Genomic DNA, 11,204 nt, shown 5'->3' on the forward strand with positions numbered 1-11,204 from the left:
GGCGGGGCCGGGCGCCGAGGCGCTGTCGGGCGCGGGCGCGGCGGGGCCGGGCGTCGAGGCGCCGGCGGGTGTGCCTGCTGTGGAGGAGGACGGGGTGTCGCGCGACATTTCCGCCGCTGGGTGAGGAGGGTGGCTTAGAATTCTCCGCATGGGAAATGGGCTTGCTTCGACAGAGGGGGACGAGACACGTTGACTGCATCGCGCGACATGGCTGAGATCGATCCGGGCGCCCCGTGCGCCACGACCGCGGGTGACGACGCGCAGGCTGACGGGGGGGGGGCGCTGATTGCCCACGCCAGTGACGGCTGGGGCATCGCCGGCTTCGGGCTGTACCTCGCGTGGGTCTATCTGATAATGACGTGCTCCGTCACCGGTGACGCCCGCATCCCCCAGATCACGGCGACGCTGCTCGTGGCGGCATTCCTGATAGGCGAGGCGGCTGCGGCGGCGGTGGTGGCCTCGGGCGCCGCGCGCCTGACGGGGCGCCGGGTCATCCGCGTTATCTCCGGCGTGTCCTGCGCGCTCCTCGTGCTGCCGGGGCTGGCCGCCCTCGTGCCGGTGTCCGAGACCGTGCTGTTCGCCGCCTGGTTCCTCTCGGGGTTCGGCTCGATGCTGCTGCTCTCGCTGTGGGGCTTCTTCCTCGCGCGGCTGGCGCACAGCTACGCCCCCTTCTACACGGCGCTCTCGGCGCTTCTGGGCACGTCGCTGCTCGTGCTGGTGCGGGTCTGCCTCAAGGAGGACGTGTTCCCCTTCGCCGCCATCTCCATCGGCGTCCTGTCGGTGGGGATGTTCGCCATCTGGGCGCGCCGGCTGCATGCCGAGGAGGGCTTTGCCGTTCCCAAGAACACGCGCCCGCCCGACCTGCCCTCGCTGCTGCACTCGGCCGTGGCCATGGTGGCGAACAACTTCCTGCTCGGCTTCGGGTTCTACGCCGTGGCCGTGTCCACGGGGCTGGTGGCGGGCGGTGGGTTCATCGTCTGCGGGCTGGTGGTGGCTGCGCTCTACAAGGTCATCGACACGCGGACGCGGCTGATCTACCAGGTGGACGTCATCATCAAGGTCATCGCGCCCGTGGCGGCCGTCTGCATTCTGCTGCTGCCGTTCGTGGCGGTGCCCGTGCGCTACGCGCTGCTGTTCCTCCTCATCGTGGTGGCCATGATCGACGAGGTGGTGTGTTGGTCGGCCGTCGCCGAGTATATGTACATCCATCAGGTGCAGCCCTTCGCCAACATGACGGTCGGCCGCTTCGGCGAGATCGTGGGCCTTTTGCTCGGGTTTTGCGGCGGCGGCATCATCTTCGGCTCGTCCATCGACGGACCGGTGGAGCCGAGCCTGTTCGGAAGCTGCGTGGTCATCGCGTTCATCTGCATCCAGGCGTTCTTCTTCCGTGATAACTACACGCCCTTCGTCGAGCATCGCGAGATGGACGAGGAGCTTGCCGTCATCGCCGACGAGGCCCCGCGCGAGGAGCACGAGTCGTGGGAGACGGTCTGCCGCCGATTCGCTGAGCACTACGGCCTGACGCCGCGGCAGACCGAGGTGCTGCTGCTTCTGACCAAGGGGTACTCGATGGGGGCCATCGAGCAGCAGCTCGTGGTGTCCATCCACACGGTGAAGGCCCACGTTTACGGCATCTACCAGAAGGCCGACGTTCACTCGCGCCAGGAGCTGATCGAGAAGATCAGGGCCGAGGAGGACGCGGCGGTTTCGCGAGAGGGGCACCTAGAGGAGGGTGCGGCCCGCTAGGCGCCCGGTTTGGGCGGCAACCACGGAAACTCGGGCGCGGATTGCAAATTTGGTCGGTTTTGCACTCTGCGAGCCTCTTTTTCGGCTCGAAATGGGCTCAGAAAGCCCGACTTGGGCTGTTTGGACGCCTTTTGGGGCGCGAAACGCGCAGCCTTCGAGTGCAAAACCGACCAAATTTGCAGTTTGGCCGCCCAAGCGCGAGGTCGGGGGGATTTCCCGTGGAGGGGTCGACGGGTTTTCGCCCGCCACGGTACAATTCGCGTTGAGCGCGCTCAAGGCGCGGCTCTCATCGAGCGAAACCACTGAGCAAGGAGCGGGATGGCCATGGGTAGGGAAGCGACTGCTGCGTCGGCGCTGAGGAGCGCCTGCTCGCGCGGGCGGGTCGCGCGCCTGCTGGCCGCTCTGCTGCTGGCCATCGGCCTGGCGGTGCTGCCCGTGACCTCGCTTTGCGGCGGCCCTGCGGGCGCGTCGGGCCGTGGGACGGCGGGCATTGCCTGGGCGGCTCCCGCCAAGGGCGCCCAAGACGCGGCGCCTTACTGGGTGGATGTGACCTACCAGGGGGACGGCACGGTGGAGGCGTCGGCTCGCGTGGAGCCGGGCGACAGCCATACCGTGCACTGGAAGGCCGACCCCGGCGCTGAGGTGGTCGCCGTCCAGGTGGACGGGCAGGATCGTCCCGACCTGGTGGGCGACGGCTCTGCCGGGCACGTCGACTTCTCCGGCATCAACGCCGACCACTCCGTGAGCGTGCGGTTCTCCGAGGCCGACGCGGCCTCCTCCGGCTCGGTGAAGTACATCGTGGACACCGCCATCGAGGGCGGCCCGGGGTGGGTTACCGGTGCGGGGCTCGTGTCTAAGGGCGGAAGCCGCGTGGTTGCCTGGGAGCCCGAGGAGGGGTGGAAGGTGGCCGCCGTCATGGTGGACGGCAGCACCCGGCCCGACCTGGTGGGCGTGGGGTCCACCATCTTCCAGCGCATGAGCGGCGACCACTCCGTGACCGTGGTGGTGGCGCCCGACGACGAGGCCTCCGCCGCGCCTGAGGACGATGAGCGCGAGGCCACCCTGTTCGCCCAGCGTCGCGCGGCCTCGCCGACGAGCCCCTTTGCCGAGCCCGTCGACGGCGCGCCGCGACTGGTCTATGACCTGGTGTCGCTCGTCCATGCCGGCGGGCTCGTCTCGCTCGTGGCGGGCGTGGTGGTGTTCGCGGCGCTCGTGGCGGGCGCGCACGTGCTGTCCGATCGGCGCCGCTACTACGAGGAGGATCGCCAGGAGGCCGCGGAGGCCGCCGCGGCCGAGCGCGCCGAGAAGGAGGCCGAGGCCGACGCCTACCTGGCCGGCTACTACGACGCCTACCTGGCCGCCTACGGTGACGCGGCTGGCGACGACGCCGACGACGTGGCCGCAGGCGCCGACGACGCGGCTCGCCCGCGGTAGGCCGGCCCGCGACGGGCTTGCGGCAGGTCGGCGCTGTGGCTCGCCCGCAGCGCGCCGTGCGATCCGACGCGAGAAACGACTTGTCATCATCCCAGCGATGACCTGGGTGGTCTGCTTTTCCGCTGCTAGCATGGAGGGACGTCGGGCCTGAGGCGCCCGTCCTGCGGGCGTTGCGAGCGGAAGGAGGAGCCGATGCCCACGTTCAGGGAGCTCATGCGCGTCGCGGAGATCACCGTCAAGGACAAGACGTCCTCCAAGCGCATGGGCGAGATCGTCTCCATCATGCGCCGCTACCACGTGGCCCGCGGCCTCACGCCGGAGAAGGCCGTCGCGGTGCTCGAGGCGCTCGGGCCCACCTACGTGAAGATCGGCCAGCTGGCGTCGAGCCGCTCCGACCTCTTGCCGAGCGCCTACTGCGATGCGCTCGAGCAGCTTCACGATCACGTGACGCCGCTGCCGTTTTCCGAGGTTATCCAATGCATCGACGCAGCCTACGGCGTGCCGTGGACGACGGTGTTCTCCTCCATCGACGAGGAGCCCCTCGGCGCTGCGTCCATCGCGCAGGTGCATCGGGCCGTGCTGCTGGATGGCACGGTGGTGGCCGTGAAGGTGCGCCGTCCCGGCATCGTCGAGCAGATGGCCGAGGACATCACCCTCATGCGGCACCTGCTGGCGCTGGCCGAGCTTTCCACCTCGTCCCACCAGGCCATCATGCTGAGCTTGGGCAACGCGCTGGAGGAGCTCGAGCGCACCACCGCCAACGAGGTGGACTTCACCGTCGAGCTGGGAAACCTCGTGCGCTTCCACGATGAGCTGGCCAGCCAGTCGGGCGTTACCTCGCCTGTGCCGTACCCGCGCTACTCCACCGACTCCGTGTTGGTCATGGAATACGTGGAAGGCGCGCAGGTGGACGACGTGGCGGCGCTGCGCGCTCAGGGCGTGGACGCGTCGGCGCTGGCCGAGCGGCTCGTGCAGAGCTACGTGACCCAGGTGCTCGACAACGGGTTCTTCCACGCCGACCCGCATCCGGGCAACATCCTCGTGCGCGACGGCGACATCGTCTGGATAGACCTGGGAATGACCGGGTCGCTCACGGCCAGCCAGCGCCTGCTTGTGGGGCGGATGTTCCGGGCGGTGGCGACGGGAGACGCCTACGGCCTCAAGGAGGCGGTGCTCGGGCTGTCGGTCGTGCACGGCCAGGTGGACCATGGCGCGCTGCTCTCCCAGATGGACGCGCTGCTGACGGAGTACGGCACCGCCGATCTGCGTGACATCAACATGGGCGCCGCGTTCCAGGAGATCGTGGAGGTGCTGCGCACGCAGAACCTCATCATGGTGCCGTCGGTGACGATGCTCGCGCGCGGGGTGGTGACCATCGAGGGCGTCATGGCGGAGCTCGACCCGAAGGCCAGCGTCGTGCAGATCGTCTCTCAGCATGTGGTGCGCCAGGCGTTCTCGCCGCGGCACGTGGAGGAGAAGGTCGTCTCGATGCTGACCGCCACGGCCGAGTCGGCCGAGGCCCTGGCGCATCTGCCGCGCCAGCTCTCGAACACGCTGGACATGCTTGACCGCGGGGAGGTGTCGGTGGTGGGCGACCTGCGCGTGCCCGCCAACGCGCTGGCCACGCTGTACGCCGCCTGCGGGCGCATCGCCCTGGCGATGATATCCGCAGGCCTGTTCATGGGCTCGTCCATCCTGTGCACCACTACCATGGAGCCGCGGTTCCTGGGGGTGCCGGTGCTGGGCGTGCTCGGGTACGTGGGCGCGCTTGTGCTGGGGGTGTACGTGATCTACCGCACCCTGCTGAGCCGCCATCAGATGAGAAACGACGAGAAGCTGAACTGACGCGTGGCGGGCGCTGGATGCCTGGCGAGGATGCGGTGGCGCCCGTTGCGCGGTGGGTGCGGATCGGGGCGCCGGCGGCGCGGCGGCCCTAAGGAAGCGAGGACGGAAGTGCTGGCTGAGAAGATAAACGACGACCCGGAGATCTACCAGCTGCGGGTGCCCTTTCCCAACGTGGTGACCACCGAGACCAACGTCTACGTGCTGCGCGACGGCGACGAGGTGCTGGTGGTGGACTCTGGCGCGCCGACGGAGGGGGCTGCCCTCTACTTCGCAGCGGCCCTCGGGGAGCTGGGGGTCGATCCGCGTCGCGCGCGCTACTTCCTCACGCACCTGCATTATGACCATGCCGGACTGGCGGGCGACTTCGTGCCGGCGGAGGCCACGCTCTACGTGGGTCGCGGCGAGCTTGAGGCCGCCCGCCCGGACTTCAGCGAGCGAAGCGCCCGCCACTCGTGCGCGCGCTTCGTCGAGGAAGGCCTGACCACCGACGAGGCCGCGCGGGCCCACGCGCCGCTGCGGGTGTCGACGCCCATCGACGTGGAGGCGCGCCCGGTCGTGGTGGTGGCCGAGGGCGACGAGGTGGCGGTGGGCCGCCATCGCCTGCGCGTGGTGGAGGTTCCCGGGCACACGCGCGGTCACGTGGCGCTGCTGCACCCCGAATCGGGCATCTGCTTCACGGGCGACCACGTGCTCTTCATCATCTCGCCGGGGCTCTCGCTGTTTCTGGACGGGTCGGACGCGCTGCGCACCTACCTCGACAGCTTGGACAAGCTCGATGCGCTCGGCTGCTCGCGGCTGCTCATCTCGCATGGCGAGAACCGGCTTGACTTCCCCGAGCGCATCGAGTGGCTGCGTCACCACCACGAGAAGCGGCTTGGCGCCATGGAGCAGGCGGTGTCCGAAGCGGCAGCACGGGGCGAGGAGCCTACGGGTGCCCAGGTCATTCGCGCTATCAGGTGGAAGGTGCCCGGCGGCCGCATTGACGCTTGCGCGCCCTTGCAGCAGTGGAGCATCTACACGCTGGGCATCGTGCTGCTCGACCACCTGGTGTCCGAGGGGCGGCTTGCGCGGCGCCTCGACGCGGATGGCGTGCACCGCTACCGCCCGGCGGGATCATAGGCGAAGCGGGGCGCGGCGAGGCCCGCGCCCGGTAAGGTTCTTGGTTAGGAGGACATGATGTACAAGAAGGTGCTCGTTCCCTACGACAAGTCCGATCCGTCGCGGCGCGCTCTCGCGCAGGCGCTCGACCTGGTGGCCTGCGCGCCTGACGCCGAGGTGACCGTCCTCAGCGTGGTGGATTGGCGCGACTTCAACGCAGAGACGTTCAAGATAGCATCGCGCATGTCCGGCGCAGTGGGCTCTGTCGCAGACAGCGCCGCCTTCGCCGACGTGGGGCTAGAGGCCGCGCGCGAGGAGAGCGAGCGGGTGATGGAGGATATCGCCGGCATCCCCGGATGCGCGGACGCCTTGGGCGACGGGGGCCGGGTGTCCATCGCCGTCGTGAACGGGTCGCCGCACGATGCCATTACCGCGTATGCTGACGAGGGCGGCTACGACTGCATCGTCATGGGGCATCGTGGCATGGGCGCCATGCGCGGCGTGCTCGGCAGCGTCTGCTACTCCACGCTGCACAAGACGAGCTGCCCGGTGCTGGTGGTGAAGTAGGGCGCTCGCGCTTCTGGCGGGCTTCGGGAGGGCGGGCCTCGGCCGGTGGTCGGGGCCCGCCGCGCGTTTCCGGGGCCAACGTGGCCAAAAAAGTCGACTTGACGACAGAGGAGGCGCCTTCCCGATCCCGTGCGGACACGGCGCGCCCGCAAAACCCCAGGTCGCGAAAGGGGGGCGCGTCGACGAGGCGCCAGGAGAGCCGCAAGGTGCCCGAGTTTTGTCGTCAAGTCGACTTTTTTGGCCACGTTGCGCGCTCGTTTTTGCGCGCGACCGTGAAGCGGGCTCCGGGCGACGGCCGGGGCCCGGGGTTTGGCGGAGCGGGGCGGCTCGTCTCGGGGGCAGAGCTACTGGAGGCCCATCTCGGCCTTCATGCGCGATAGCTCGTCGTCGACGGCGGCGGTGGAGCCGGCTTCCTCGTACTTCTTCTCCAGCTCGGCGGCCGGGTCGGCGGGGCGGCTGCTCAGCTCGGCCATGGCGTTGGCGCGGTCGAGCATCTCATCGGCTTTGGCCTCCATGCGGTTGAAGGCCCCGATGGCGCTGGCGGCGCTGTCGCCGGCGGCCGTGAGATCGTTCACCTTGTCCTGGGTCTTGGCCACGGCCACCTTCGCCTTGATGGCCTGGCGGCGGCCCTGGAGCGTCTCGATGTCGCTGACCAGCTTGTCGTGCATCTGGCGCATCTTCGTCGCGTTGTCCTGCGCAGCGGCGTAGGCTATCTTGAGGCCCTCGGTGTGCGCCTCGAGCTGCTGCTTCTTGGCCAGGAAGGTGCGGGCGTCGCCCTCGTTGCCGGCCTCGAGCGCCTTGCGTGCCAGGCCGCCGTAGCGATCGATATCCGCCTGGCTCTCGTCGACGGCGCGCTTGCAGCGGGCTTCCTCGGCCATGACGCCGGCCGTGGCCTCGCGTACCTCGGCCAGGCTCTCGGTCAGCTCGCGCAGGTACTGGTCGATCATCTTCTCGGGGTCCTCCGCCTTGTCGAGCAGGTCGTTGATGTTCGCCTTGATGATGGAGGTGAATCGGTCGAGGATTCCGCTCATGGTGTCTCTCCTTCTGGCCTGCAGGCCGGTCGTTCCCGCTCGCGGGCGGGGTTGTCGGGGGAAGGGGTGCGCCTAGGCGTCGGGCCCCTTGGTGCTGGAGGCGGCGTCGGGCGCGGATGGCGCGCCGGGGTCGTCGGGGTGGTTGGCGGCTGGCGTGGCGGGCGTCAGCGGGTCGGACGCCGCTGCGTCGGGAGTCGCCGTGCTGGATGCGGCCGCGTTGGGCGCGTCTGCGGCGCTCGCGGACTCGTACTTGCGCGCCAGGTTCTCCGTCTCGCGGTCGCCGAACTTCTCGAGCGGCGCGTTGAGGATCTGCTCCATGCGCCGCGACTCGCGTTCGCGCTGGTCGCGCTGGCGCTTGACGAGGAGCGCGATGACGATGGCGACGATGACGACCGCTGCGCAGATGGCCAGCGGCACGAGCGGCGATTTCGTGACCGTCATGATGCGCGCGCCGGTGTCGGCGAAGGCCTTCGAGAATAGCTGCTCCTCGGAGAGGCCCTGGTTGCGGTAGTAGCGGTCGAGGTAGTCGGCCAGCACGGAGACCGCCTCGGCGTCCATCACCGTCTTGGCCTGGCTTCCCACGGCGTAACCCGCGTTGAACGAGCCGTTGCCGTCGTCGCAGAAAACGAGGATGAAGTGCGCGTCGTCGCTGAAGAGCTCCTCGTAGAGCTGGTCGGCATACTGGGCGAGCTCCTCGGTGGACGTGGATGTGCCGTTCGGGAGGATGTAGAGATAGGGCCACACGCCGGTTTCGTCGTAGAAGCGGCGCATGCCGTCCTCGAGCGCGCGGGGCGTGTGGATCCAGTCGCCGTCGGCGTCGGTGTAGTAGGGGGTGACGAGCGCGGCGCCCTGCGGCAGCGGTTCGCGTTCGATCGAGGAGCGGGTCACGTCGTCGGACGAGCAGCCCCCGCCGAGGGTGGCGAAGAGAAGGAGCGCCAGCGCGATGACCGCCACGACGATGAAGGCAACGCCGCACCCGCCCCGGGAGGCCCCTGGCCCATCGGGGGTGTTGGGGGTGGCGGGGTGCGGGCCGCCGGGGGTGGGAGGTGCGCCGAAGGGCTGGCCGCCGGGGTACGAGCTGCGGGGAGCGTTGGGGCCGCCGGGGGTGGCAAGGAGCGGGTCGTCGGGGGTGTTGGGGGCGTAGGGAAGCGGGCCGCCGGGGGTGGCAGGGCCGTCGGGAAACGGGCCGCCGGGGGTGTTGGAGGCGTCGAAGGACGAGCCGCCGGGGGTGGCAAGGGTGGCAGGGAGCGGGTCGTCGGGGGTGTTGGGAGCGTAGGGAAGCGGGCCGCCGGGGGTGGCGGGGGCGCCGGGGTGCGGACCGCCGGGAGTGCCGACGCTGGTGGGCGCTGCTGCGTAGGGGGCGCCGCTGGTGGGGTTGCCTGTGCGGGGTGCGTCTGACTCTGGGGCGAGTGGCGCAGGGGGAGACGCGCCGGCGGGGGTATTGGACGCGGGGACGTCATAGGGGGTCGCGTAGGGCGATGGGGCGCCGAAAGACGAGGGTTGCTGCGGGGACGGGGCGTCGCCGGGGCTGTTGATGCTGATGCGCGGGGCGAAGATGGCAGGCAGCCCTCCGAAGAGTCCGCCGAATCCGCCCAGGCCGCCGAATCCGCCGCCCAGGCCGCCGCCACGATAGGGCGACCCGCTGCGTGACGAGCGCGGGAAGCTGCGTCCGCCGCCGCGGGTTCCTCCCGAGAATCCGCCGGTCGACCGGCTGCCACCCGAGAAGCCTCCGCCGAAACCTCCGCCTCCGCTTCGGCCTCCGCCACCCGATCTGCCCATAGGCGCTCCTTCCCGATACGCGCTACCCCGTCTGCGCCCTGGGGCGCAGCAACGTGGCACGTCACGTCGCTTCGCCCATTATGGGTTGGCGGCCTAGTGCCCAATCTAGCGTCTCGTGCTTGATGAGAAACCGAAAAGAATCCTCCGCGCACTTAAAGAAGCCCGCCGCCAGTGCCCCCGGCCCGACGATCCGTCCGACAGCCCGCCCGGCAGGCCCCGCCACATCCGCTCTCCCCCTCCAGGGCGGGGGTCGTCGTGCCGCGTCCGGCCCCTGCGCTGTTCGCTGGCTCGCCGCCTTCGCGTTCGCCTGTCGGCTCGGTTCTGCGTGCCCCCCCCCTCGCCATCGGTGCTCGCTGTGGCTCGCGGGCGCTCCTTCGCTGTTCCTTTCCTCGCTCGTGTCCCGCTGGCGGGGAGGAGTGTTTCACGTGAAACAATGTGAGCCATGGTGAACTATTCTCCCGAGGGGGGCGATCCTTGGGGGGGGCTGAGGGGCCCTGGGGGCGAAGGGCGCGCGGCGCTAGTCGAAGGGAGGGATCCAGGTGGGGGAGCGGTGCGCCTCGAAGCACATGCGGATCTGGTCTGCGGTGTTCTTCGCCTCGGAGAGCTCGGGCAGCTCGCTTTCGGGAAAGTAGCGCGCTTCGGTGGTTTCGCTGTTCGGGACGAAGACGCCGCCGAGCGCCGTGCATGCGACGAACACCTTCGTCACGCCGTAGGCGGACACGGGGCAGTTGTGCCGACCGCCGTCGAGGATGGCGATGAGTCGCTCGGCACGCACATCGAGCCCTGCCTCCTCGCGCGCCTCCTTCACCGCGTTCTCGCCGACGGAGAGGTTCACGTCGCACCAACCGCCGGGGAGCGACCAGCGGCCGTCGTTCTCGCGGACGAGCAGGATGCGGTCGCCGTCGAAGATGGCGGCGCGCGTGTCGAGCTTGGGTGTTTGGTAGCCGGTCTCGTTGCAGAAGAGGTCGCGCACCTTGGCGACGGGCAAGTCGGTCAGGGCGGCCATCATCTCGGCGGCGATGGTGCGGACGCGTTCGTAGCGCTCCAGGTCGAAGGCGTCGCGCCCGTAGAAAAGCCCGGCCTGCGCGAGGCTCTGAAGCTCCACCGTCCAATCGAGCCAGGGGTTACCGCTCATGGTGCTCCTCTCGTCACTTCGTCGCCGCCCCCAGCGTACCACGCGCCCGCCTCCAAAACCCAAGCGCACAAATGTTTCACGTGAAACATCCGGACGATGTCGCGAGGAACCGCAGGTGAGCGGGCTTTGTGAGGGTGCCGTTCGGGGTATGGCCGGGCTGGGATTTCGGGGGGGGCGTTGGTGGAATATGGTGCGGAATGCGACAGGCGGGCGGCGTGGTGGCGGCGCGCGATGGCGGGATGGGGCCGTGCGTCGAGCGGCGCGCTGGGGGTGTGGCAGGGCAAAGGGAGTGCGGCGCAGAGGTCGGTGCGCGACGCCGGGGTGGAGGAGGAGGCGGACGAGGCGGTCTGTGGTGGAATGCGGCAGAGCGGGATGGCACGCGACGTCGGGGCGCGGGGGTGGCGCGGAGGATGCGGCGGCTCGGGGCAACGCACGGCGTTGGGGTAGAGGGCGGAAACCGGTGGGATGTTGACGGAATGCGGCGGGCGAGGCAGCGCGTGCGGGTGGGATCCGGCGCGTTGGGGCGGCGCTCTCACGCGCCGGGGAGGGGTTCGGAGGCGTGGCGGGGG

At 69.8% G+C, this 11,204-nt stretch carries 8 protein-coding genes; 5 read left to right on the plus strand and 3 right to left on the minus strand.

The genetic code is table 11. The features are described 5' to 3' along the window. Positions 1-189: 189 nt before the first annotated feature. The 5 genes from D1643_RS08040 to D1643_RS08060 all read left to right on the plus strand — a co-directional run bounded on the left by D1643_RS08040 (position 190) and on the right by D1643_RS08060 (position 6,690). A complete protein-coding gene (locus D1643_RS08040) occupies positions 190-1,746 on the plus strand; it encodes a helix-turn-helix transcriptional regulator (RefSeq protein WP_160710129.1) in 1,557 nt (518 codons plus the stop codon). Between the two features lie 324 nt (positions 1,747-2,070). Next, positions 2,071-3,180 carry a hypothetical protein gene (locus D1643_RS08045; RefSeq protein WP_160710130.1) on the plus strand — a complete coding sequence of 370 codons (1,110 nt, stop codon included), beginning with the start codon at positions 2,071-2,073 and terminating at the stop codon, positions 3,178-3,180. Positions 3,181-3,372: 192 nt separating this feature from the next. Continuing rightward, a complete protein-coding gene (locus tag D1643_RS08050; RefSeq protein ID WP_160710131.1) occupies positions 3,373-5,025 on the plus strand; it encodes an AarF/ABC1/UbiB kinase family protein in 1,653 nt (550 codons plus the stop codon). Positions 5,026-5,133: 108 nt separating this feature from the next. Continuing rightward, positions 5,134-6,144 (plus strand): MBL fold metallo-hydrolase, encoded by a 1,011-nt coding sequence (locus D1643_RS08055; RefSeq protein ID WP_160710132.1) that lies wholly within the window; start codon positions 5,134-5,136, stop codon positions 6,142-6,144. A 54-nt stretch (positions 6,145-6,198) separates the two neighbouring features. Further along, positions 6,199-6,690, plus strand: coding sequence for a universal stress protein (locus D1643_RS08060; RefSeq protein ID WP_160710133.1), 492 nt, complete (start codon positions 6,199-6,201; stop codon positions 6,688-6,690). Positions 6,691-7,034: 344 nt separating this feature from the next. Here the strand turns inward: D1643_RS08060 and D1643_RS08065 are convergent, their stop codons facing one another. From D1643_RS08065 to D1643_RS08075, 3 genes are all read right to left on the minus strand, one after another. Beyond that, positions 7,035-7,721, minus strand: coding sequence for a PspA/IM30 family protein (locus tag D1643_RS08065; RefSeq protein ID WP_160710134.1), 687 nt, complete (start codon positions 7,719-7,721; stop codon positions 7,035-7,037). A gap of 72 nt (positions 7,722-7,793) precedes the next feature. Then, positions 7,794-9,500, minus strand: a complete 1,707-nt coding sequence (locus D1643_RS12105) for a hypothetical protein (RefSeq protein WP_160710135.1) — start codon at positions 9,498-9,500, stop codon at positions 7,794-7,796. Positions 9,501-10,017: 517 nt separating this feature from the next. Continuing rightward, positions 10,018-10,635, minus strand: a complete 618-nt coding sequence (locus tag D1643_RS08075; protein ID WP_160710136.1) for an NUDIX hydrolase — start codon at positions 10,633-10,635, stop codon at positions 10,018-10,020. Between the last annotated feature and the right edge of the window lie 569 nt (positions 10,636-11,204).

It is taken from the genome of Enterorhabdus sp. P55 (assembly GCF_009911695.1).
Lineage (GTDB): Bacteria > Actinomycetota > Coriobacteriia > Coriobacteriales > Eggerthellaceae > Enterorhabdus.

Bases quoted from the DNA above. Each gene is read 5' to 3' on its own strand.
- D1643_RS08045 (WP_160710130.1), top strand. From the start codon at position 2,071: ATGGGTAGGGAAGCGACTGCTGCGTCGGCGCTGAGGAGCGCCTGCTCG.
- D1643_RS08050 (WP_160710131.1), top strand. From the start codon at position 3,373: ATGCCCACGTTCAGGGAGCTCATGCGCGTCGCGGAGATCACCGTCAAG.
- D1643_RS08060 (WP_160710133.1), top strand. From the start codon at position 6,199: ATGATGTACAAGAAGGTGCTCGTTCCCTACGACAAGTCCGATCCGTCG.
- D1643_RS08065 (WP_160710134.1), bottom strand. From the start codon at position 7,721: ATGAGCGGAATCCTCGACCGATTCACCTCCATCATCAAGGCGAACATC.
- D1643_RS12105 (WP_160710135.1), bottom strand. From the start codon at position 9,500: ATGGGCAGATCGGGTGGCGGAGGCCGAAGCGGAGGCGGAGGTTTCGGC.
- D1643_RS08075 (WP_160710136.1), bottom strand. From the start codon at position 10,635: ATGAGCGGTAACCCCTGGCTCGATTGGACGGTGGAGCTTCAGAGCCTC.